The sequence below is a fragment of the Synechococcus sp. CS-1326 genome (assembly GCF_025128115.1).
In the GTDB taxonomy this organism is placed as follows: Bacteria; Cyanobacteriota; Cyanobacteriia; order PCC-6307; family Cyanobiaceae; genus Regnicoccus.
The window spans coordinates 22,538-44,791 of the sequence record NZ_JAHLYV010000015.1 but is presented as its reverse complement, the minus strand read 5'-3'; the positions used below and the strand labels follow the sequence as shown (position 1 = coordinate 44,791).

22 protein-coding genes are annotated in these 22,254 nt (G+C 67.1%); 14 read left to right on the top strand and 8 right to left on the bottom strand.

The annotated features are described in order from the left end of the window. Nucleotides 1-66 precede the first annotated feature (66 nt). From KQ307_RS05165 to KQ307_RS05145, 5 genes are all read left to right on the top strand, one after another. Nucleotides 67-843: a PspA/IM30 family protein gene (locus KQ307_RS05165; RefSeq protein ID WP_259702916.1), complete on the top strand. Its 777-nt coding sequence runs from the start codon at nt 67-69 to the stop codon at nt 841-843. 51 nt (nt 844-894) lie between these two features. Further along, nucleotides 895-1,215 carry a thioredoxin gene (gene trxA / locus KQ307_RS05160; RefSeq protein ID WP_259727202.1) on the top strand — a complete coding sequence of 107 codons (321 nt, stop codon included), beginning with the start codon at nt 895-897 and terminating at the stop codon, nt 1,213-1,215. Further along, the gene (locus KQ307_RS05155) at nt 1,215-2,429 is read left to right on the top strand and encodes an aminotransferase class I/II-fold pyridoxal phosphate-dependent enzyme (protein ID WP_259702914.1); all 1,215 of its coding nucleotides are present in this window, start codon (nt 1,215-1,217) and stop codon (nt 2,427-2,429) included. Before trxA ends, KQ307_RS05155 begins: the two co-directional genes overlap by 1 nt. Continuing rightward, entirely contained in the window at nt 2,426-3,193 is a 768-nt protein-coding gene (locus KQ307_RS05150; RefSeq protein WP_259727201.1) for a biotin--[acetyl-CoA-carboxylase] ligase, read from the top strand. Before KQ307_RS05155 ends, KQ307_RS05150 begins: the two co-directional genes overlap by 4 nt. Nucleotides 3,194-3,297: 104 nt before the next feature. Beyond that, on the top strand, nt 3,298-4,458 hold the full coding sequence (locus KQ307_RS05145; RefSeq protein ID WP_259727200.1) for a M23 family metallopeptidase: 1,161 nt from the start codon (nt 3,298-3,300) through the stop codon (nt 4,456-4,458). 160 nt (nt 4,459-4,618) lie between these two features. Here KQ307_RS05145 and KQ307_RS05140 read toward each other — a convergent pair whose 3' ends face one another. Next, on the bottom strand, nt 4,619-5,332 hold the full coding sequence (locus KQ307_RS05140) for an ABC transporter ATP-binding protein (RefSeq protein WP_259727199.1): 714 nt from the start codon (nt 5,330-5,332) through the stop codon (nt 4,619-4,621). Beyond that, nucleotides 5,329-6,897 carry an NAD(P)H-quinone oxidoreductase subunit N gene (locus KQ307_RS05135; RefSeq protein WP_399241853.1) on the bottom strand — a complete coding sequence of 523 codons (1,569 nt, stop codon included), beginning with the start codon at nt 6,895-6,897 and terminating at the stop codon, nt 5,329-5,331. Before KQ307_RS05135 ends, KQ307_RS05140 begins: the two co-directional genes overlap by 4 nt. 136 nt (nt 6,898-7,033) lie before the next feature. On the opposite strand from KQ307_RS05135, the gene topA reads away from it, so the two are divergent. Genes topA through KQ307_RS05110 form a run of 5 tightly spaced genes read left to right on the top strand, consistent with a single transcriptional unit; the run spans nt 7,034 to nt 13,263 of the window. Further along, on the top strand, nt 7,034-9,757 hold the full coding sequence (gene topA / locus KQ307_RS05130) for a type I DNA topoisomerase (RefSeq protein ID WP_259727198.1): 2,724 nt from the start codon (nt 7,034-7,036) through the stop codon (nt 9,755-9,757). Then, nucleotides 9,757-10,302 (top strand): hypothetical protein, encoded by a 546-nt coding sequence (locus KQ307_RS05125; RefSeq protein WP_259727197.1) that lies wholly within the window; start codon nt 9,757-9,759, stop codon nt 10,300-10,302. The genes topA and KQ307_RS05125 overlap by 1 nt, the downstream gene beginning before the upstream one ends. A gap of 9 nt (nt 10,303-10,311) precedes the next feature. Next, nucleotides 10,312-11,010: a DUF2232 domain-containing protein gene (locus tag KQ307_RS05120; protein ID WP_259702908.1), complete on the top strand. Its 699-nt coding sequence runs from the start codon at nt 10,312-10,314 to the stop codon at nt 11,008-11,010. A 25-nt stretch (nt 11,011-11,035) separates the two neighbouring features. Continuing rightward, the gene (gene cobT, locus KQ307_RS05115) at nt 11,036-12,160 is read left to right on the top strand and encodes a nicotinate mononucleotide-dependent phosphoribosyltransferase CobT (protein WP_259727196.1); all 1,125 of its coding nucleotides are present in this window, start codon (nt 11,036-11,038) and stop codon (nt 12,158-12,160) included. A gap of 11 nt (nt 12,161-12,171) precedes the next feature. After that, a complete protein-coding gene (locus KQ307_RS05110) occupies nt 12,172-13,263 on the top strand; it encodes a twin-arginine translocation pathway signal (RefSeq protein WP_259727195.1) in 1,092 nt (363 codons plus the stop codon). A gap of 7 nt (nt 13,264-13,270) precedes the next feature. Here the strand turns inward: KQ307_RS05110 and KQ307_RS05105 are convergent, their stop codons facing one another. Next, a complete protein-coding gene (locus KQ307_RS05105; protein ID WP_259727239.1) occupies nt 13,271-14,332 on the bottom strand; it encodes an aldo/keto reductase in 1,062 nt (353 codons plus the stop codon). A gap of 64 nt (nt 14,333-14,396) precedes the next feature. Then, a complete protein-coding gene (locus KQ307_RS05100) occupies nt 14,397-14,984 on the bottom strand; it encodes a bifunctional nuclease family protein (protein WP_259727194.1) in 588 nt (195 codons plus the stop codon). A 53-nt stretch (nt 14,985-15,037) separates the two neighbouring features. On the opposite strand from KQ307_RS05100, the gene KQ307_RS05095 reads away from it, so the two are divergent. Together KQ307_RS05095 and KQ307_RS05090 are read left to right on the top strand one after the other, a co-directional pair. Beyond that, on the top strand, nt 15,038-15,694 hold the full coding sequence (locus tag KQ307_RS05095) for a riboflavin synthase (RefSeq protein ID WP_259727193.1): 657 nt from the start codon (nt 15,038-15,040) through the stop codon (nt 15,692-15,694). 93 nt (nt 15,695-15,787) lie between these two features. Further along, the gene (locus tag KQ307_RS05090; RefSeq protein WP_259702903.1) at nt 15,788-16,396 is read left to right on the top strand and encodes an HdeD family acid-resistance protein; all 609 of its coding nucleotides are present in this window, start codon (nt 15,788-15,790) and stop codon (nt 16,394-16,396) included. Nucleotides 16,397-16,406: 10 nt separating this feature from the next. Here the strand turns inward: KQ307_RS05090 and KQ307_RS05085 are convergent, their stop codons facing one another. From KQ307_RS05085 to KQ307_RS05070, 4 genes are all read right to left on the bottom strand, one after another. Then, complete coding sequence (locus KQ307_RS05085) at nt 16,407-16,772, bottom strand: AbrB family transcriptional regulator (protein WP_259702965.1); 366 nt, start codon at nt 16,770-16,772, stop codon at nt 16,407-16,409. Nucleotides 16,773-16,902: 130 nt separating this feature from the next. Next, a complete protein-coding gene (locus KQ307_RS05080) occupies nt 16,903-17,514 on the bottom strand; it encodes a heme-copper oxidase subunit III (RefSeq protein WP_399241848.1) in 612 nt (203 codons plus the stop codon). A gap of 4 nt (nt 17,515-17,518) precedes the next feature. Then, a complete protein-coding gene (gene ctaD / locus KQ307_RS05075; RefSeq protein WP_259727192.1) occupies nt 17,519-19,186 on the bottom strand; it encodes a cytochrome c oxidase subunit I in 1,668 nt (555 codons plus the stop codon). 51 nt (nt 19,187-19,237) lie between these two features. Beyond that, nucleotides 19,238-20,110, bottom strand: a complete 873-nt coding sequence (locus tag KQ307_RS05070; protein WP_259727191.1) for a cytochrome c oxidase subunit II — start codon at nt 20,108-20,110, stop codon at nt 19,238-19,240. A gap of 175 nt (nt 20,111-20,285) precedes the next feature. Between KQ307_RS05070 and KQ307_RS05065 the strand changes: the two genes are divergently transcribed. Further along, the gene (locus KQ307_RS05065) at nt 20,286-21,221 is read left to right on the top strand and encodes a heme A synthase (protein WP_259702900.1); all 936 of its coding nucleotides are present in this window, start codon (nt 20,286-20,288) and stop codon (nt 21,219-21,221) included. Then, nucleotides 21,214-22,227, top strand: a complete 1,014-nt coding sequence (locus KQ307_RS05060; RefSeq protein WP_259702899.1) for a heme o synthase — start codon at nt 21,214-21,216, stop codon at nt 22,225-22,227. The genes KQ307_RS05065 and KQ307_RS05060 overlap by 8 nt, the downstream gene beginning before the upstream one ends. Nucleotides 22,228-22,254 lie beyond the last annotated feature (27 nt).

The window sequence follows — 22,254 nt, the reverse complement described above, 5'->3', positions numbered from 1 at the left end:
GCGGTCAACCGGCTGGCTCCAACCATTCCGCCACCGCTAACCTCAGATCCGACCCCACCGTGATCCATGGGCTTCTTCGATCGGCTCAGCCGCCTGCTGCGGGCCAACCTCAACGATCTGGTCAGCAAGGCGGAGGATCCAGGCAAGATCCTCGACCAGTCGGTGGCCGACATGCAGGCCGATCTGGTCAAGTTGCGGCAGGCCGTGGCCACGGCGATCGCCAGCCAGAAGCGCATTCAGAACCAGGCCGAGCAGGCAGGGGCGCAGAGCAAAACCTGGTACGAACGAGCCGAGCTGGCCCTCAAGAAGGGAGAGGAAGACCTGGCCAGGGAAGCCCTCAGCCGCCGCAAGACCTACCAGGACACCGCAACAGCTCTCACCAATCAGCTCAACAGCCAGGCAGGCCAGGTCGAAACCCTCAAGAAGAGCCTGCTGGCCCTGGAGGGCAAGATCGCCCAGGCCAAGACCAAGAAGGACATGCTCAAGGCCCGCTCCCAGGCCGCCCAGGCCCAGGAGCAGCTTCAGAGCGCTGTCAGCAGCCTTGGCACCAACTCGGCCATGGCTGCTTTCGAGCAGATGGAGGAGAAGGTGCTGCAGCAGGAGGCCCGCAGCGAAGCCGCAGCCGAACTGGCCGGAGCCGACCTGGAGAGCCAGTTCGCCTCCCTGGAGGGCGGCAGCGATCTGGATGATGAACTCGCCGCCCTCCGGAACCGCCTGGAAGGAGGCCCTGCCGCCCTGCCCCTGCTGGCTGCCGACAGTCCCACCCCCCAGCTGGAGCCCGTCAAGGTGGCGGAGGTCAACGCCGAACTGGAGGAGCTGAAGCGCTCGATCGACAAGCTCTGAATCGGTTCAGCCACCATCGATTCATACAATCGCCGCAGCTGACCTTCTGCCGTGGCCGTTGCCGTATTCACCGACGCGAGCTTCCAGGCCGATGTCCTTGAGGCCAGCGGCACAGTGCTGGTCGATTTCTGGGCCCCCTGGTGCGGTCCCTGCCGTCTGATCGCCCCCCTGATGGACTGGGCTGCGAACCATTACAGCGATCGGTTGGTGGTGGGAAAAATCGAGGTGGATGCCAATCCTTCCAGCCGCGACGCCTACCGGGTCCAGGGCATTCCCGCCCTGATCCTGTTCCGCGATGGCATCGAACTGACCCGCCACGAAGGCGCGCTCTCTCAATCCCAGTTGCAGGCCTTTCTCGACACCCATCTCTGATGCCGATCTCCCAACGGCTGAGCCGGTTGGGCCAGGGGGTGTTCGCCCGCAACGACAGCCGCAAGGCGGATTACCGCCAACGGTTGGCCGCAGCAGCCGAAGGCAGCGAGCCCTTGCCTGCCCTGCTGGACCTGTCGCTCGGCTCCACCGACCTGCCGCCGCCACCTGAGGCGATCGCGGCGATCGCGGCGGCTCTGGGCCGACCTGACAGCTCCTCCTATTGCCTGCACGGCGCCACCGGGCCCTTCCGCCAGGCGGTGGCCGCCTGGGCCCAGCGCCGTTTTGCGGTACGGGTGGATCCGGACTCGGAAGTGCTGCTGCTGGTCGGCTCCCAGGAGGGCACGGCTCACCTCCCCCTGGCGGTGCTCAATCCAGGCGATGCCGCCCTGCTGCTCGACCCGTACTACCCCTCCCATCTCGGTGGCCTGCAGCTCGCCGCCGCTGACCCCCACCTGCTTGGCCTGCGCAGCGAAGAGGGCTGGCGGCCCGACTTCGACCAGCTCCCCACCAGCCAATGGGAGCAGCTGAGGCTGATGGTGCTGGGCTTTCCCCACAACCCCACCGCCACCGTGGGGGATCAGGCCTGGGTGGATGCGGCCGTTGAGCGGGCCGTTCGTCACGACATCGTGTTCGCCCATGACAACCCCTACGTGGATCTGGCCCTGGAGGGAGAAGCTCCGGCGCTGTTGCGCAATCCGCTGTGGCGCCGCTGCGGCATCGAGTTCTTCTCCTTTTCGAAAAGCTGGTGCCTGGGGGGCTTCCGGCTGGCCTTCGCGATCGGTGCCGCTCCGCTGATCACCGCCTTGCGACAGCTCAAGGGGGTGGTGGATTTCAACCAGTCGCTGGCCCTGCAGGCCGGCGCGATCGCCGCCCTGGAGCAGGCCCCTCAGTGGCCGGATCGGATCCGGGCGATCTACCTTCAGCGGCGCAACCGGATGGCGGCGGCCCTGGAGTCGGCTGGATGGCTGGTGGAGCGGCCTTCGATGGCCCTTTACCTCTGGCTGGCCCTGCCCCCGGTGGCCCGTTCGGCCGGTCTGAACTCGGAGGCCTTCTGCGCGGCCCTGCTGGACCGCACCGGCGTGGCGCTCACCCCCGGCAACGGCTTCGGCGCTGGCGGGGAAGGCTGGGTGCGCCTGGCCCTGGTCCATCCGATCGAGCAACTCGAGGCCGGTGCGCTGCGGATGGGCCACTGGCTGGGCACTCTTTCGGCATGATCGGTGCCATTGCGGCCGCCAGGCGGCGGCTACTGGCGAAGCCGTCGCTGGCGGGGAACCGGAAACAGCCGCCGCCGATCGCCTGGCAGCTGCATGGCAGGGCCGTCTGCGCCAGCAGCGAAACCGTGCTCGACCGGTTGCTGGGAGCCGGCGCCCGGCCCCCTCTGGCCGTGTTCAGCCGGCACCAGCGCTTTGGCCATGGCCAGCAGGGAAGGCCATGGCTGGCCCCTGCCGGGGGGGTGTGGCTCAGTGCCGCGCTCCCCTGGGCCGGCGACCCCGGGGCAGCGGCTGACCTCGGCCTGGCCGCAGCGGTGGGGCTGGCCCTGCAGCTAGAAGATCTGGGCCTGGCGGTCGCGATCAAATGGCCCAACGACCTGCTCGTCGATGGACGCAAGCTGGCGGGCCTGCTGCCGCGGCTGCGGCTGAGCGGCGGCCGGATCCGCTGGGCCAGGGTGGGGCTCGGGCTGAATGGCTCCAACCGGGTGCCGGCCGGCGCGATCAGCGTGGCCCAGGCACTCGGCCGCTCCCTGGTGGCGGCTGAGCTGGCGGCACTCGCCGCCAGGGCTTTGTGTGCCCTCGACTGGGCCGCCGAGCATGCCGGCAAGCCCGAGGCCGTGCTGGCCGGCGCGAATCAGCGGCTGCGCCTGCCAGCCGGGCCGGTTCCCTGGCAAGGGGAGCTCTGGCAACCGCTTGGGCTGAACCGGGACGGCAGCCTGGCCGTTGCACTCGGCGAGCGTCGGGCGGCGGTGACGCGGAGCTTCTGAGCTGGACAAGCTGTGCCAGTGAGCTGGATCAGCTGAGCCGGACCATCTCGGGCGGGAATCAGGCCGGCTCTCCCTAGGATCCTGCCAAATCCATTTCTGGAACTGTGTCCCGCCGCGAACCCCTGCCACTGCTCGCGCTGGGCCTGGTCTCCCTGATCGGAGCCCCCCTGGTCCTGGCGCAGCAGGAGCTGCCGCAGCCGCTCCTGCCCCCCGACACCCCACCACCAGCGGCAGCCACCCCGCCGACCGCCCTCCCCCCGACGCCTCCCCGCAGCCTCCAGCCCGTGGCGGGGGAGCCACCAACCCCCCGGCGCCCTGATCCAGCCCAGCTGCAGCAATCGCCTCCCCAGTCCTTCGATCGGGCCCTGGATCAACTGGTCCTTGATGGAACCGTCAGCCCGGCGGAGCGCGCCAGGCTCCGATCGGCAAAACCACTCCAGCCGGGTGATCCGATCGCCCATCGCCAGGCCTGCGTGGCCGGAGCCCTGACCAGGGCCGAATGCCGCGCCGTGGTGGTGCGCTGGCCCGGGGACCGCCGCGAGACCCCTGACCTCGATGGGGCCGACCTGGCTGGAGGCCTGGCCGGTGGTGGCTTCCCCTACGGCCGCCTCGGAGCCGAAGGCGCTCCTCTGCCGCCCCTCACGGTGCCGGTTTCCGCCCTGCTGGCCGGCGCAGGTGGCAACTTCCGGCTGATGGATGTGTTCCGGGTGACCCCCAGGCCTGCTCCGCGGCTGGGCAACGGCAACCGCAGCCTGCTCTTCCCCCTGATCGGTTCAGCGGTCACCACCAGCAACTTCGGCTGGCGGCTGCATCCGGTGCTCGGGAATTGGTTGATGCATGCCGGCCGTGATCTGGCTGCCCCCGAAGGCACACCGGTGGTGGCGGCCCTGACCGGGCGAGTGGTCAGCAGCGGTCTGGCCGGGGGCTACGGACTGGCGGTTGAGCTTGAACATGACGGACCGAAACGCCGCACCCTCTACGGCCACCTCTCCGAGCTTTTCGTCAAGGAGGGCGAGTTGGTCAAGCAGGGCACGGTGATCGGCCGGGTGGGCAGCACCGGTCTGAGCACAGGGCCCCACCTCCATTTCGAACTGCGTCTCCCCGAGAACGGGAGCTGGGTGGCCATCGACCCCGGCGAACTGGATCCCGGCCGTGAGGCGATCGCCGGCACCGACGCCATCGCCCTGCTGATGGGCCAGCTGCTCCAGAGCCTGGAGCGTCCTGCCGCTCTGCCGCCGGCACCGAAACCCCAAGCCGCCGGCTAAGCCACCCCTGGCGGCATAGGTCGCATGAGCAGAGGTCTCATGAACCTTCCCGCTCTCCAGGAGACCCTCCCCCAGTGGTGTTCACCGCCGGAATGATCCCAAAGGCGGCCTTGCCCGCTGCGCGGGCTGAGCCGCCGGAGGCATCATCCCGCCGGTGAACTCAACCAGCCACCCGCCCATCCCGGAAGTGCACGATCCGGTCGGCACGGGCGGCGACATCGTCTTCATGGGTGACCATCACCACCGTCATGCCCTGGTCGTGGAGCTGATCGAAGATGCCCAGCACTTCCTGGGTGGTGTGGGAGTCGAGGGCGCCGGTGGGTTCGTCGGCCAGCAGCAGGGCCGGTTCGTTGATGATCGCCCGGGCAATCGCCACCCTCTGCTGCTGACCACCGGAGAGCTCATTGGGTCTGTTCTCCAGCCTGTGGCCCAGACCCACCCGCTCGAGCGCCTGCCTGGCCCGTTCGCGCCGCTGCCGGGCCGGCAGACCGGCATAGACCATCGGCAAAATCACGTTGTCCATGGCGCTCATGTTGGCGAGCAGATGAAACTGCTGGAACACGAAGCCAAGACGCTGGTTGCGCAGGTCGGCCAGTTCGTCGTCGCTGAGTTCCTCCACCGAAGTGCCGCTCAGCAGGTAATGGCCGGAGCTGGGACGATCGAGGCAGCCGATGATATTCATCGCCGTGCTCTTGCCGGAGCCTGATGCCCCCATCACGGCGAGATAGTCGCCGACCTGGACGGTGAGACTGAGGTCATCAAGGGCGCGGACCTCGGTGTCTCCGGAGCCATAGACCTTGCTGATATGGCTCAGTTGAGCGACCGGCTCCTGCTGCCGGACGGCCAGCCTGCCTGACCGGAGCGTGGCGGTCATCCCACCGGGGCGGCGACGCCACTGGCGATCGCCTGCTGGAGCATGGGGGTTCCGGCCACGGCGCTGTTGGCCCAGTTGAACAGGGGATTGGAAAGAACGCCGCCGACGGCCGTGATCAGAACGCAGGCCACCAGGGCGGCGCGAAGCGGCTTCATGCCGGTGAGAGTCCAGCTGATCGGCGGGTAGGCCTTCACCACATCTGAAGCCTCCTGGGGCTCCTTGACCACCATCATCTTGATCACGGAGATGTAGTAATAGATCGACACCACCGAGGTGATCAGGCCCACAACCACCAGCAGGTACTGGTGATCAGCCCAACCGGCAAAGAACAGGTAGATCTTGCCGAAGAAGCCGAGCATCGGAGGAATCCCGCCCAGCGAGAGCAGGCAGAGACTCAGCCCCAGGGTGATCAGCGGATCCTTCTGATAAAGACCGGCGTAGTCGGAAATCCGATCACTGCCGGTGCGCAACGAGAACAGAATGATGCAGGCGAAGGCGCCCAGATTCATGAACAGATAGGCCGCCATGTAAAGCACCATGGCCGCGAAGCCTTCTTCCGTTCCGCAGACCAGACCGATCATCACGAAGCCGGCCTGACCGATCGAGCTGTAGGCCAGCATCCGCTTCATCGAGGTCTGGGCGAGGGCCACCACGTTGCCGAGGGTCATGCTCAGCACCGCCAGCACCGTGAACAGCACTTTCCACTGGGCGTCGAAGCTCTCGAAGCAACCGACCAGCAGGCGTAGCGCCAGGGCGAAACCGGCGGTCTTGGAACCCACGGAAAGAAACGCCACCACAGGGGTCGGGGAACCTTCGTAGACATCCGGGGTCCACTGGTGGAAGGGAACGGCGGCGATCTTGAAGGCCACGGTGGCCAGCACAAACACCAGCGCCAGGGCGGTCACGGGGGTGGCACTGGTCTGGAGAGCCAGGCCGACCGCCTCCAGATTGGTGGAGCCTCCGGTCAGTCCGTAGAGCAGCGAGGCACCGTACAGAAAGACCGCCGCGGCGGCCGAGCCGACCAGCAGGTACTTGAGGGCCGCCTCTCCGGAGCGCGCATCGCGCTTCATGTAGCCGGAGAGCAGATAGCTCGACACCGAGAGGGTTTCCAGCGCCACGAAGATGCTCACCAGGTCGGTGGCCCCGCAGAGGAACATGGCCCCGAGCGTGGCGGCCAGCAGAATGGCGGCGTACTCGCCGACGGGTGTTCCGCTCTGCTCCACGTAGCGCCAGCTGATCAGGAGCGAGAGCAGGGTGGATGCGGCCACCACGCTCCGGAACGCCACCGCCAGGTTGTCGGCCAGGAAGGAGCCGAGGAAGGAGGGTTCAACCGGACCGTTCCACTGCAGGGCGAGCAGCACCAGGGCCGTGCCGAGGCCGGCGTAGCAAATCGCGGGAACCCAGCGGGTGGCTGCCTCCTCCCCGGCCAGATCCACCAGCAGGCAGATCAGCAGGGCCACGAGGATGGCGCTCTCCGGTGCGATCGCGCCGGCATTGAGCTGGAGGACCGTGATCCCCAGTTCCGGCGGTGATGCCGCTGCCGCCACAGTGTCCGCGAACAGCATGGGGAGAGATCCGAGCGGGATGGTCAAAGCTGCAAGAGACCGCCTGATGCTGCGGACTGTAGCGGCGTTGCCCGGCAGTCTTCGTAACGTTGGGCCCGTCGATGCGATAAAGAGGGGAGCGGATTTTCGCCTGCCTGTGGCGCACACCCTGGTCATCGTCGAGAGCCCCACCAAGGCGAGAACCATCCGTGGGTTCCTGCCGGCTGATTTTCGTGTCGAGGCCTCGATGGGTCACGTCCGCGACCTGCCCAACAACGCCAGCGAGATTCCGGCGGCCTACAAGGGCGAGAAGTGGGCCAACCTGGGCGTCAACACCACCAACGACTTCGAGCCCCTCTACGTGGTGCCGAAGGACAAGAAGAAGATCGTCAAGGAGCTCAAGGACGCCCTCAAGGGCGCCGAGCGGCTGTTGCTGGCGACGGACGAGGACCGGGAGGGCGAAAGCATCAGCTGGCACCTGCTGCAGCTGCTTGCCCCCAAGGTGCCGGTCAAGCGAATGGTGTTCCACGAAATCACCAAGGAGGCCATCTCCCGCGCCCTCGACCAGACGCGCGAGCTCGACATGGAGCTGGTCCATGCCCAGGAAACGCGGCGCATCCTCGATCGCCTGGTGGGTTACACCCTCTCGCCACTGCTGTGGAAGAAGGTGGCCTGGGGGCTCTCAGCCGGCCGGGTGCAATCTGTGGCGGTGCGGCTGCTGGTGCAGCGGGAAAGGGCCCGGCGGGCCTTCCGCAGCGGCAGCTACTGGGACCTCAAGGCCCGGCTCGAACAGGCCGGCGTCGGCTTCGAAGCCAAACTCACCCACCTGAAAGGGGAGCGGATCGCCACCGGCGCCGACTTCGACGAAACCAGCGGAGGCCTCAAGGCCGGCAGCAAGGTGAAGCTGCTCAGCGAATCCGAGGCCCAGGCCCTCCAGGCGGCGGTGGAAACCAGCTCCTGGCGGGTTGCGGAGGTGGAGGAGAAACCCACGGTGCGCAAGCCCGTTCCCCCCTTCATCACCAGCACCCTGCAACAGGAGTCCAACCGCAAGCTGCGGCTTTCGGCCCGCGACACGATGCGCACGGCCCAGGGGCTCTACGAACGCGGCTTCATCACCTACATGCGCACCGACTCGGTGCATCTTTCCGAGCAGGCGATCCTGGCCGCCCGCAGCTGTGTGGCCGAAAAGTACGGCCAGAACTATCTCAGCCCGGCACCGCGTCAGTTCAGCACCAAGTCCCGCAACGCCCAGGAGGCCCACGAGGCGATCCGCCCCTCCGGCGACCAGTTCCGCACGCCCAGGGAGACCGGCCTCGACGGCAAGGACCTGGCGCTCTACGAGTTGATCTGGAAGCGCACCGTGGCCAGCCAGATGGCCGACGCCCGCCTCACCATGCTCAGCGTGGAGTTGCAGGTGGGGGAGGCCAGCTTCCGGGCCTCCGGCAAGCGGATCGACTTTGCCGGTTTCTTCCGGGCCTACGTGGAGGGAAGCGATGATCCCGAAGCGGCCCTGGAGGGACAGGAGGTGCTGCTGCCGGCTCTGGCCGTGGGGGACAGCCCCGCCTGCAGGCAGGTGGAAGCCCTGGGCCACCAGACCCAGCCACCGGCGCGCTACAGCGAAGCCGCCCTGGTGAAGATGCTCGAGAAGGAGGGCATCGGCCGCCCTTCCACCTACGCCAGCATCATCGGCACGATCATCGACCGGGGCTACGCCACCCTGGCTGGCAACGCCCTGACACCCAGCTTCACCGCCTTCGCCGTGACCGCCCTGCTGGAGGAGCATTTCCCCGATCTGGTCGACACGAGCTTCACCGCCCGCATGGAGACCACGCTTGATGAGATCTCCACCGGCAAGGAACAGTGGCTCCCCTATCTGAACGGTTTCTTCAAAGGGGAGAAGGGCCTGGAAACCCAGGTGCAGCAGCGGGAGGGTGACATCGACCCCACCGCCTCCCGCACCATTGCGATGGAGGGGCTGCCCTGCGTGGTGCGGATCGGCCGCTTCGGTGCCTATCTCGAGGCCAGGCGGGTCGCGGACGATGGCAGCGAGGAGCTGGTCAAGGCCACCCTGCCGATCGAGATCACCCCGGCCGAACTCGATGCCGAGCACGCCGAGCAGATCCTCAGGCAGAAAACGGAAGGGCCGGAAAGCATTGGCGAGGACCCGGAATCAGGCGAGGCGATCTACCTGCTGTTCGGCCAGTACGGCCCCTACCTGCAACGGGGCCAGGTGAGCGAGGAAAATCCCAAGCCGAAACGCGCCTCCCTGCCCAAGGGGGTGAAGCCGGAGGAACTCAGCCTTGAGGCGGCCCTCGGTCTGCTGCGCCTCCCCAGGCTGCTTGGTGAGCATTCCGACGGTGGCAAGGTGCAGGCCGGCCTGGGCCGGTTCGGTCCCTACATCGTTCATGACAAGGGCAAAGGCGAGAAGGACTACCGCTCCTTGAAGCCGGAGGATGATGTTCTGGAGGTGGATCTCGCCCGGGCGATCGAGCTGCTGGCCATCCCGAAGAAGGGCCGTGGTGGTCGCACCGCCCTCAAGGATCTCGGCAGCCCCGGTGGGGAGGGGGAAGCCATCCAGGTGTTCGATGGTCCCTACGGGCTCTACGTCAAGCAGGGCAAGCTCAACGCCTCACTGCCCGAGGGCAGCACCGCTGAAACGATCACCCAGGAAGAAGCCGTCGCGTTGCTGGCAGCCAAGGCTGGAAGCAGCAAAGCGAAAGGCCGCAAGCCGGCTGCCACCAAGGCCGCCGGCAAGACCGCCAGCAAGACCGACAGCCAATCCGCCGGCAAGGCAACGCCGGCCGCCCGGAAACCGGCCACCACCAAAACAGGCCGGCTCCGTGCCAGCGCCGTTCGAATCGTCAAGGCCGCCTCGAGTTGATGGGGGCCTCCTCAGGGCTGCTGCTGGGTGCCACCGTGCTGCTGGGCCTCTCCCTGAGCAGCTGCAGTGGTAACCCGATCGGTGAACGGCTTGCCGCCGGCTTCGATCCGCCTGGCGGCGTTGCCGGCCAACCGGCCACACCAACCACCCAGGCGCCGCCGGCCCCACCCGCCGCAGGCGTCGCTCCGGCGAATCCCCCTGGCCCTGCCAGGCCAGGCCTCCCTGGCACCGCAGTACCAGGCGCCGCAGCAACGAACCCGGCAACGGCCAGGCCCAAGGCCACGGCCAATCCAGGCCAGACGCCAAAATCGGCGCCCACCCCAAAAGTGGCGGCCAGCTCAGCTGCCGTTCCTTACAGGGTCACCCTGAAACTGCCCGCCGCCGACCCCGCCGCTCCCGCCGAGGTGGTCACCGAGGCCCTGCGGGCGGCGGGGGTTCGCTTCGAGGTGGAAACGATCGAGCGGATTCGCTCAACCAGCCCAGCGGAGGGAGCAGCCCCCACCAGCTCACAACCCGCCTCCACGCCGGCGCCGGCGCCCCGCTGAGCCGACGCCATGTCCCTCTCCCCGCAGCCAGGCCCCAGCCAGGGCAGCCCCGTCCAGGACAGCCCTTCCCGCCAGCTCAGTCGGAGACAGGCTCTGCAACTGGTGGAAACGGCCTACCTGGCGGCCGCCACGGCCCTGCTCTGGGCCGGTCTCTACTACCTGCCGGTCGGTGGTGCGCTGTTTCGCCTGGCCCTGCCGCTGCCCCTGGCGTTGTTGCAACTTCGCCAGGGCTGGCGCTGTGGCTGGGAAGGCCTTGTGGTGGCCGCCCTGCTGCTCGTTGCCCTGATGGGCCCGATCCGCGGACCACTGGTGCTGTTCCCCTATGGCTTGCTGGCCCTCTGGCTGGGCTGGGGCTGGCGGCGGACCTGGAGCTGGTGGCTGACCTGGGGTGTGGGGCTGCTGATCGGCAGCGCCGGTTTTCTGGTGCGGGTGGCGGTGCTCTCCTTGCTGCTCGGCGAAAATCTCTGGGTGCTGATCACCGCCGCCGCCGCCGGGCTGCTGGAGCGGCTCAGCGGCCTGCTCAACCTGGGGGTCGGCCCCGACCTGCAACAGGTGCAGGCCATGGCCCTGCTGCTGGTGCTGGTCCAGAACCTGATCTATGTGCTGGCCCTCCATGCGGTGGCCTACTGGATCTTTCCAAAGCTGCAGGCTCCGATCAGCGAACCACCAGCAGCGTTGCGCTCCCTGGTCAGCCTTGATCCCCTCTGAGATTCCCTCTGAATTCCCCTCTGCGTTGAGTGGCGACCCGGCCAGCGCTCGCTCCTGGTGCGAGCGGTTGCGGGCGGGAACGCCGGACGCCCAGCTGCTGCTGCTGCTGGCCGGCACCCAGACCGCCGAGGTGGCAGGGATATCCGCCGCTGGGGCGACGGCGGCATCCCGACGCCTCACCGCCGCCGCCGACGCCGAGCTGCTGCTGCGGGGACCGGGGCCTGGTCGCTGCCATGCCCTGCCGCCGTTGCCGGCCGGAGTGAGCCCCGCCCTGATCAGCCATGTGGTGCGCCGGGAGCTGGCCCTGGAGACCCTGGTGGTGGATCTGGGCTGCCCGGTGATGCCGGCGGTGCCCCATCTCCGGCTCGGCCAGTTGCCGGCCCGCTGCCTGAGCACGGGTGCCGCCATGGCACCGGAACGGGTGAGCCGGTTGGTTCAGCTGGGGGAGAGCTGGGCCAGGGGCTGGGCCCGTCGGCCTGGCCAGCCCCCTCTGGTGTTGGCCGAATGTGTGCCCGGAGGCACCAGCACCGCCCAGGCGGTGCTGAGTGGCCTGGGCATCGAGGCCGCCGGCCTGGTGAGCGGCAGCCTGCGGCAGCCGGCCCACGCCCTGAAGGCCTCCCTGGTGGAGCAGGGGCTGCGCGCCGCCGAACTCTGGCGGCTGCCGTCAGGAGAGCCGGTGGATCCGCTGCGGGTGGTGGCAGCGGTGGGCGATCCGATGCAACCCCTGGCCGCCGGCCTGGTGCTGGCCGCCGCCGCCGCTGAGATCCCCGTGCTTCTGGCCGGTGGCAGCCAGATGGCGGCGGTGCTCGCCCTGGCCCTGGCCCTGGCACCCGACGACCTGAGGCCAGGGCTGGTGGCTGGGACCGCTCTGGTCACCACCGCCTGGGTGGCGGGCGAACCTGGCAGTGATCTGTCCCTGTTGCTGCAGCGGATCGGCAGCCGTTGGCGGGTGGAGCCGATCGCCTTCGCCACCGGCCTGCGATTCCACGGCTGCCGCAGCCGTGGCCTGCGCGACTATGAACGGGGCTATGTGAAAGAGGGGGTGGGAGCCGGTGGCCTCGCCCTGCTCTGGGAGCTCTCCGGCCGGCGGCTCGCCCAGCTCAGCGAGGCCTGTGACCTGGCCTGCGAGCAGCTGGAGGGCTGCGCCTAGGGTCCGCTTCTATGCATCCGCCTTCGCCCCTGATCACGCCTCTGAGCCGCCGCCGGCTGCTGCGGTGGGGAGCCCTCGGCGGCCTGGGCCTGATCGCCGGCTGCGGCAGCACAACCGCGGCGCGGCTGCTTTACAGCCGCGGAGACCTGCCGGCGGCCTGGCTGAAGCGTTTGCCCGATCCGTGGCGCAGCCAGGCTGAGGAGAGCCCGGCCGCGGCCCTGGCGCGGCTCGCCGACGCCGATCTGCTGCAGTGGCCCGACGGCTGGCTCCAGGAGATCAGGCCAGACCAGCTGCAACCCTTCACGCCTCCAGGCGCCACCGGGGCGGCGGCCCTCTTCGATGGGCTGGCCCCCTTCGCCGAACCGGTGAGCCGCCTGTTCACCGAGCCGCCGCCGGCCGACGGCCTGATTTCCAGGGCTCCGCTCGCCTATCCCTGGGCCTTCGGCACCTGGCTGCTGGTGTTGCGCAACCGCCGGGATCTGGCCGAGCGCCACGCCGAGGGCTGGAACCTCCTGCTGGATGAACGACTCAAGGGCCTGGTGCTGCTCCCTTCCAGCCCCAGGGTGGTGATCGAGCTGGCCCTGCGGCAGATCGGTCGGTCGAGCCGCCAGAGCGGTGGCCTGGCCGACCCGCGGCTCCTCCCCCAGCTCAGGCGCCTGCGGGGCCAGGCGCGGGCCTTCGACGACCGCGATGGCCTCAACCTGCTGCTGCGGGGCAAGGCCGAAGCGGCCGTGGTTCCAAGCCAACGGCTCCTGCCCCTGCTGCGCAGTGATTCCAGACTCACGGCCCTGTTGCCGGCCAGCGGCTCGCCGCTGTGGTGGAACCTGCTGCTGCGGCCCTCAGGGAGCCGCGAACCCGCCCCGCTGGCCTGGATCCGTCAGCTGGGTGAAGCGTCGCTTCAGCCCCGCCTGCTGGCGGCAGGCTGGGTTCCTCCGCTGCGGCGCGAGAGGCTGGCTCCGGCCCTGGCCCAGTGGCCGGAGGCCGTGGCTGCCCTGCTCTATCCCGAGGCGGCGGTGCTGGCGAACTGCAACTCCCTGCCGCCCCTGGCCGCTGAGGAACGCTTCCGCTACCAGCAACTCTGGGACCACGCAGCTCCCAGCTGAGCCAGCGCTAACCCCAGAGCCGCCGCCGAGGGGACGCCGCCAGCAGTCCGTGGGTCTCGGCGAGCAGATCGGGAATCGCCAGACCATGGGGACAGCGGGGCAGGCAGGCGCCACAGCGCTCACAGGCCCTGGCATCGAGCGCTTCCCACCAGTGGCCGGCCCGGCCGATCAGGTTGTAGCGCTCCCGGGCAAAGGCCTCCATGCCATGGCCGAGCACCAGGTTCCGCAGGCGCAGCAGCTCCGGGATCGGTACGTCCACCGGGCAGGGAAGACAGGCGCGGCACTGGCCGCAGCGTTCGGCCCCCAGGCGCTGACGCCCGGCGGCGGCCAGTCGAGCCAGCGCGGCCTGCTCAGCCGTGCTGAGTGGACCGTCGGCGGCGGCGAGGCGGACGGCCCAGGCCAGATCGCCAGGCTGGGCAGCTCCAAGGCTGAGCGTGCTGATTCCTGCGCTCAACAGGAAGCGATAGGCGAGCTCCAACGGCGCGAACGGGGCGCAATCCTCCAGCAGCGAAGGCGGTGGGTCGTAGAGACGGCCGCCCTTGTCGGCAGGTGAAATCGCCAGCACACCGATCCCCTCGGCCAGGGCCTGGCGGGCCAGGGGCAGCCGCTGCTGATCGAACAGATGAAGATGGAGGCTGCAGAAGCCGAAGCGGCCGCTCGAAAGAGCTGATTCGATCAGCTCGGAGCTGCCGTGGCTGCTGAAGCCCAGCTGCCCCACCAACCCTTCGCCCTGGGCCCAGCGCAGCAGCTCACCGCCTTCCCCGGTCAGGGCCCAGGCCAGGTGTTCCGGCCGGTTGAGGCCGTGCACCGCCAGGTTGTCGAGCCGCTCCACCCCCAGCCGCTCCAGGCAGGCGCGCAGCTGGGCCTGCCCCTGCCGCAGGCCGGGCCCGGGCAGGATCTTGCTGGTGATCACCACCCGGTCCCGCTGCACCGCCAGCTGGCCCAGGGCCAGGCCCAGATATCGCTCGGCGGGTCCGTAGGCAGGCGCAGTTTCCAGATGGTTGATGCCGGCCTCCAGGGCGGCAGCCAGCAGCCGCTCCATCTGGTCAGCGCTCTCCAGCGCCCGCATCGTGCCGAGGCTGAACAGGGAAACGGCCGGTCCACGCCCGAACGGGCGCCGGACCGGCCCCGGATCAGCCGGGGGCACCGGAAGGGTCGCCAGGTGGATCCTGGGGGGAGGAGCCCGATGGCTCGGGACCGGCTTCCGGGTCAGGGTCGCCCTGACGCTGGGAGCGACGGACGTTGCGGATCAGCTCCGCCGGGCTGACCCGATCGAGAAAGCGGCGGAAGTCTTCCTGGTCCTCGGCGTCGGCTTCGGCATCGACGGGGATCGAGGCGTCCGCCACCACCTCCTCAAGCATCCAGATGCCGGCATCGGTGCGAAGGGCCAGGGCGATCGCATCACTGGGCCGGCAATCGATCTCCCGCCCCTCACCGGCGGCGGTGGTCAGCTTCAGCACAGCACGAAAGGTGCTGTCCTCGATGGCGTGGATGATCACCCGCTCCAGGGTGAGGCCCGCCGCCGCCATCAGGGTGGCCATCAGATCGTGGCTGAGCGGCCGGGGGGGCGCCTGGCCACCCATCCCGGCCAGGATGTTCTGGGCCTGGGCCTGGTCGATCCAGATCGGCACCTGACGGCGACCGCAGGGATCGCGAAGCAGCACGATCGGGCTGCGACTGGCCGCATCGAGGGCGATGCCGACAACGCGCATTTCCACCATGATTTAGCTGCGCCTGCCCGTTGGCCATTATGGGCAGGTCCTTCAATGGGCGGATGTTCACCGGGTTGGTTCAGGCGGTGGGTCGGCTCAGGCGCCACCCCCGCGGCGTGATCGTCGACGGGATCAACGATTCATTCACGCTCGCCCTCGGTGACAGCGTGGCGGTGGATGGCGTCTGTCTGACCGTGGCGGAGCTGCAGGCAGGCGGCTTCCGGGCGGATGTCAGCGCGGAGACGCTCAGCCGCAGCACTCTGGCCGCCAAGGCCGCCGGGGGCGCGGCGGTGAATCTGGAGCCTGCCCTGCGGCTGGCCGACCGGATCGGTGGCCATCTGGTCAGCGGCCATGTGGATGGGCTCGGCGAGGTGACCGGCATCCGGCAGCTCCCAGGCTCCTGGCAACTGGAGCTTCGCTGGCTTGATGCGGCCTACGGCCGTTATGTCTGCGACAAAGCCAGCGTGGCCGTGGATGGGATCAGCCTCACGGTGGCTGGCGCCAGTCCCGGTGGGGATCGGTTCTGGATCGCCGTGATCCCCCTCACCTGGACAAGCACCACGCTTGAGCAGAGACAGGTGGGGGACAGGATCAATCTCGAGGCTGATCTGCTCGCCAAGTACACCGAACGACTGATCGCCACCCGAGCGGCCAGCGCGCCTTCCGCCGAACCATCCAGGGTGGATGATGCCTGGCTGGCCGAGAACGGCTGGAGCTGACCATCCGCTCCAGACCCGATCCTGTCGAGAGGTTGCTCAGGCCCGGCGAGGGTTCACGGTTCGGACTAGGTTCCGATCACCTGCACCGGATCCATGCTGCTGGACCGCAAGGCGATCACCGCACTGCGCACCTTCACGACCGCGGAGGGTGTCTTGATGCTGGTGCTGGGGGTGCTTGCCCTGATTTTCCCGGTGGTCACCTCGTTCTGGATCACCGCGATCGTGGCGGTGGCCTTTCTGGTGGGGGGGATCGTCGGCTGGGTGGACAACCTCTACCGGGCCCGTCATCTCACCCGCTGGCATGCCTTCTGGCGGCTGGTGGTGTCCACCTTGTTCCTGGTCACCGGGGCCTGGATGATCAGCCAGTTCCGAGGCGGGCTGGCCGCCGCGGCCGCCCAGGTGGCAGCCCTCTCCCTGGCGATCGGGCTGGTCTTCGTGGTGGAAGGAGTGGTGGCGATTCTGGTGGCGGCCAGCCACCGCCAGCTGGCAGGCTGGGGCTGGGGTCTGGCCAACGGCGCGATCACGCTGCTGCTTGGGTTGCTGATCCTGACGATGCGCTACCCGCTGCCTGTGCTGGGCATTCTGGTGGGGGTGAGTTTCGTGTTCAGCGGCATCGACCTGCTGGCCTTCAGTTCCCGCTTCCACGCCGATCCGGTTGATCCTGTCGATCCGGAACGGCCAGCACAGACCCCTCAAGCCTGAAGCGCCCAGGTCAGTTCTTGCCTGGCACGCTCTCCTCAAGGGGCAGCAGCAAGATCGAGCCGGTTTCCTGATGGATCTGGATCTCAAGCTCCTGGCCTGGTTCCAGACCCAACCGCCGGGTGTAGGCATGGCCGATCAGCAGGTTGCCGTTGCCATGCACACGGGTGCGGAAATCAGCCTGGCGTCCCTTGTTGCCGCGGCCGGAAGGGGTGTTGCCCGCCAGCCGATAGCCCTTGGCCTCAACGAGGGCGCGATAGAAACTCTTCTTGAGCAGGCGACCACTCGGACTGACATAACCGCAGGCCCTGGCGATCTCATCTTCCGAACAACTGCTCAGGGTTCGCGCCTTCTCCAGCAGGATTTTCCCTTCCAGCATTGATGTCTGCGTCATGGCGATCGGATGTCACCGAGCCTAGATGGCTCTGCCAATGTTGCACCACTGTTTGGCCGCTCGCCAGCGGCGCTTAAACCAGGTTGTTCAGAGCGGGTCCTTCAGAGCAGGTCGTTCAGAGCAGATAAAGGATGCCGAACAGAATCAACCAGATCCCATCGACAAAGTGCCAGTACAGCTCAGCGGCTTCAACGCCGAAGTGATGCTCGGGGGTGAAACGACCCGGAACCCTCGCCTGCCACCAGACGATCAGGATCATGAGGGCCCCCAGGCAGACATGCAGGCCGTGAAAGCCGGTCAGGGCGTAGAAGGTGCTGGCGAACAGGTTGTCGGTCAGGCCGAAGGGCAGAGAAAAATACTCAACCATCTGACCCCCCAGAAAGGCCACTCCCAGACTGGCGGTGATCAGCAGCCAGAGACGGCAGGCCCCGTTCCGGGACTGCTTGAGCTCCTTGGCGGCACGATGGAACGTGAAGCTGCTCGCCACCAGCAGGGCGGTGTTGAGGGTGGGAAGAATCAGCTCCAGCTCGTAGACCTCGCCCGGTGGAAGGGGATTCACCGCCCGGAAGGTGAGGTAGGCGGCGAAGAAGCCGGCGAAGGTCATCCCGTCGGCCACCAGAAAGGTGGCCAGTCCGAACATCCGCAGATCGACATGCTCGGTATCAGCCGCCAGAGCTCCTGCTTCGGGAGTGGGGGATGGATCGGGAATGGAGGTGAGGATGGTCATCGTTTCAACGGCCCTCGGACCAGATCTCCAACCCTGACACGGCCTTGAGATCAATCTGACCCTCCGGGACCCCGTATCCGTAGGGATGGGTCACCAGCGGGGCCGGCCCCTTCCAGTTCTCCACCGGCGGCGGGGAACTGGTCAGCCACTCCGGAGTGAGGGCGTTCCAGGGATTGTCGCCTGCCACCTGACCGGCCAGGGCGCTCCAGACCACGTTGACCAGGAAGGGGAGCGTGCTGATCGCCATCAGCAGGGCTCCGACGCTGCTGAGCTGATTGAGAAGCGTGAATTGGGGGTCGTATTCGGCCACCCGTCGGGGCATGCCGTTGAGACCGAGCCAGTGCTGAGGTGCAAAGCAGAGATTGAAACCGATGAAGGTGAGCAGGAAGTGCAACCTGCCGAGCGGTTCGTTCAACATTCTGCCGGTGAATTTTGGAAACCAGTGATAGATCGAGCCAAACACAACGAACACCGTTCCACCATAAACAATGTAATGGAAGTGTCCTACAACAAAATAGGTGTCGTGGACATGGATATCAAAGGGAACCTGAGCAAGGGCCACACCAGTGATCCCTCCGAAAACGAAATGAACTATGAAGGCACAGGAAAACAGCATGGCGCTGTTCAGGGCGATCTTTCCGCCCCAGAGGGTGGCAAGCCAGTTGAAGAACTTGATGCCCGTTGGCACAGCGATGAAAGCGGTGGCAATCGTGAAGAACAATCGCATCCAGGGAGGCGTGGCACTGGTGAACATGTGATGGGCCCACACGATCAGGCCAAGAAACACAATGCCCAGAATGGAATACACCATTGTGGTATAGCCAAACAAGGGCTTGCGGGCATGCACCGGCAGGATCTCGCTGACCAGGCCGAAGGCCGGCAGCACCATGATGTAAACAGCTGGATGGGAGTAAAACCAGAAAAGATGCTGGTAAACAACGGCATTGCCGCCCAGTGCAGGATTGAAGAATCCGGTGTGAGCAATGATATCGAAACTGAGCAGAACAAGCGTGCCAGCCAGCACCGGCGTGGCCAGAACAACCAAAATGCTGGTTCCAAGCATGGCCCAGCAATACATGGGCAACTGCATCATTCCAAGCCCTGGCCTTCGCATCTTCAACACCGTGGCGATGAAGTTGATTCCACCGAAGATTGAACTCCCCCCCAGCAGCAGAACACTCAGGATCCAGACCACCTGGCCGGCAGCTGGTGTTGTGAGGCTGAGCGGCGGATAAGCCGTCCAACCAGACTGGGCAGCTCCAGCGATGAAATAGCTGGCGATCAGCAGGAAACCAGCAGGAGGGATCAACCAGAAGGCCACGGCATTGAGCCGGGGGAATGCCATATCCCGCGCGCCGACATAAAACGGAATCAGATAATTACCAAAGCCACCGTTCACAACAGGAACGATCCACAGGAAGATCATCACCGTGCCATGCAAGGTGAGCACTTCGTTGTAGGTTTCGCGGGGCATGAAGTCCGAAATCGGGCTGAGCAACTCAACCCGGATCATCCCGGCGAGGGCGCCACCAACCAGATAGAAGAAAAAGGCTGTGACCAGATACTGAAGACCGATCACCTTGTGATCAAGACTGAAGCTCAGGTAACGAAGCCAGCCCTCCGGCTGCAGGTTGCTCGAGTGAGAGGTCTGGGGCGGGAGGGAGAGAGTCATCGTCGCCGGTCTGTGCTGGTGGAGGGATGGAACAAATCAGCTGGACCGTACTCAGCCTGTGGCGAGCGGGGCAGTCAAGGCAAGGGTGGCTGGGCGGTTCGAAGCCAGCCAGCTGTCGAAGGCCTCCGGCTCATGCACCACCACCGTGGAGCGCATCCCGCCGTGGTAGGGGCCGCACAGCTCTGCGCAGATGATCGGATACTGACCGGGCAGGGTTGGGGTGAAGGTGAGAACGGTGGGTTGGCCAGGGATGACATCCTGCTTGAGCCGGAACTGGGGAACCCAGAAGGCGTGGATCACATCCCGGGCCTCCATGCGCAGCTCCACGGTCTGGCCGGCTTTGACATGGAGTTCCCCACTGGTGAAATCCCCTTCCGGATAATGAAAGAGGAAGGCGAACTGAAGCGCTGTGACCTCCACGGGCAACAGGCCTGCCTCCGTTCCGCCGGGAGAGCCGATCCCTCCCCAGAGCCGTGGCTCAACATCCTGGGTGACAAGCTCCTCGACACTGGCCGGCATCACGGCAGAACCCATGGAAGCGTGCATGGCGTGGGGATCGGCCAGGGGGATCATTCCGCCCATCCGGTCATAGATGTCATAGCTGTAGATGCCCACGAAGAGCACCACAATCGCCGGAATGGCCGTCCAGAAAATCTCCAGCTGAAGATTCCCTTCAACGGCCACTCCATCGCCGAGATCTCCATCCCGGCGCCGAAACCGCACCAGACTGAAAATCAGCAAACCGACAATTCCGAGGAAAAGGATTGTTCCGATCGTGAATAGGACGGCAAACAATTCGTCGTAAAGGGGAGCGTTGGTGCTGGCCGCCGCGGGAAGCAGATTGACGTTCTGACCAACCCAGAGTCCGCTCAGGACAAGGATCATGCCCAGAACCAGGGTCACGATGGCGGAGGGAATGGGCATGACCCGGTCGCATTGCTCCCACCCTATGGCGTGGTCGAGCTCCGGCGGGGGTTGCCAAAAAGATCAACTGCGACTCGCCGCGATGTCGTGAGCGATTCCACACAGACGCAGGGGGACGTGTATGGAGATCCAGGTGTGGAGTTCACGGTCAAATTCGATCGCTAGCTTGTCTGCCATGACTGCTGGTTTGCTCTTTCTCAGCTCCCACCTCGTGGTGGCCCTGGTGGCGCTGGTGGGCATCGGTGGAGCCACCCGGGTGATGGAGGCCGGCCTTGCCTGTCCGGACTGGCCCCTCTGCTACGGCACCCTGCTGCCTGGCGACCGGATGACCCTCCAGGTGTTCCTCGAATGGTTCCACCGACTCGATGCGTTCCTCGTGGGCATCGGGTTGCTGGTGCTGTTCAGCCTCAGCCTGCTCCGCCGGTCCCGCTTGCCCCGCTGGTTGCCCTGGCTGAGCGGTGCGGCCTTGCTTCTGGTCGGTGTCCAGGGCGGCCTCGGTGCTTTGACGGTTCTGCAGCTGCTGCGTTTCGATCTCGTCACAGCCCACCTGGCCACGGCCCTGGTTCTGGTGGCCCTGCTCAGCGGAGTGCACCAGGGGTTGGCCGGCTGCCTTTCCTCAGAAGCCGGGGAGCCCACGCCTGCCATCCGATCCCCCCGCAGCCAGCTCTGGTGGCTGGCTGCGGCGGCGGCCGGGCTTGCTGTGTTTGTCCAGGCCCTCTCCGGCGCCCTGATGGCCAGCCAGTGGGCATCAGGGCGTTGCCTTTCCTCCGGCGCTTCCTGCGCCTGGCTTTCGGTCCACCGGCAGCTCGCCTCTCCCATCGCCGGCGCCGTGCTGCTGGTTGGAGTGGCGATCGCCCTGCTGCCAGGCCCCCAGCGGCGGCACTGGCCCCTGGCCGTGGCAGCCAGCCTGCTGGTGATCCTGCAGGTCCTGCTGGGCGTCTTCACCCTGCGGCTGGCCCTCTCCGTTCCACTGGTCACCGTTGGCCACCAGCTCACCGCCGCGCTGCTGGTGGCTGTCCTCGCCGCCCTGGCCGTGCAGGCCTGGCGGAGCTCCGATCTCAGCCCCATGACTGCCCCCAGCCCTTCCCCCCTGCAGACCTCCCATGGTTAGCGCCAGCGTGGCTCCAGCCCCTTCGGTCCAATCCCTGAGCCGAGCGGAGCTGGTGCCTTCGCGGGCCCGGGTCCGGCTGCCGGCCTGGCTTGAGATCGCCAAGCCCCGCCTGATCCCCCTGCTGCTTGCCACCACCCTGGGTGGGATGGCGTTATCGGAAGGCTGGCCCCTTCCCACCCCACGGCTGGTCTGCACCCTTGTGGGCGGCGCCCTGGCCGCCGCCGCCGCCGGTGTCTTCAACTGTCTGTGGGAGCAGGAGCTGGACGGACGGATGCTGCGCACCAGCGGCCGCGCCCTCCCCTCAGGTCGGCTCTCCCAGGCCACCGCCTTCAGCATCGCCGTAGGGCTCACCTGCCTGGCGGCCGTGCTGCTGGTCGTTGGGGTGAACTGCCTGGCGGCCGGCCTCGCCCTGCTTGGGCTTTGCAGCTATGTGCTGCTCTACACAGCCCTGCTCAAGCCCCGCACCACCCAGAACATCGTGATCGGCGGGGTCGCCGGGGCGATCCCCCCCCTGGTCGGAGCCGCGGCGGCCACCGGCCAGGTGGGCCTGGGGGGATGGTGGCTGTTCAGCCTGGTGATGCTCTGGACTCCAGCTCACTTCTGGGCGCTGGCCCTGCTGCTCAAGGAGGACTACCGCTCCGTGGGCATTCCGATGCTTCCCGTGGTCAAGGGCGTGGTGCCCACCACCCGGGCGATCAGCCATTACGCCTGGGCCACGGTGCTGGTCAGCGGGCTGGGGGTGCTGGCGCTGCCGACGGGCGGACTGCTCTATGGCCTGCTGGTTCTGCCATTCAATTCAAGGTTGCTGCAGATGGGCCGTTCCCTGGCCAGCAGCCCGGACGACCCCCTGCCAGCCAAGGGGCTGTTCCGCTGGTCGATCCTGTATCTGTTCGGCATCTGCCTGCTGCTGCTGCTGGCCCGACTGCCAGCAGCGGCCGCATTCAGCAGCCAGTGCTGGCAGTTGCTGGTGGCTGCCTATCCGTTCCTGCCGGCCTCGGCCCTCTGAGCGCGGCGCCGGAGCCCTTTCTAGATT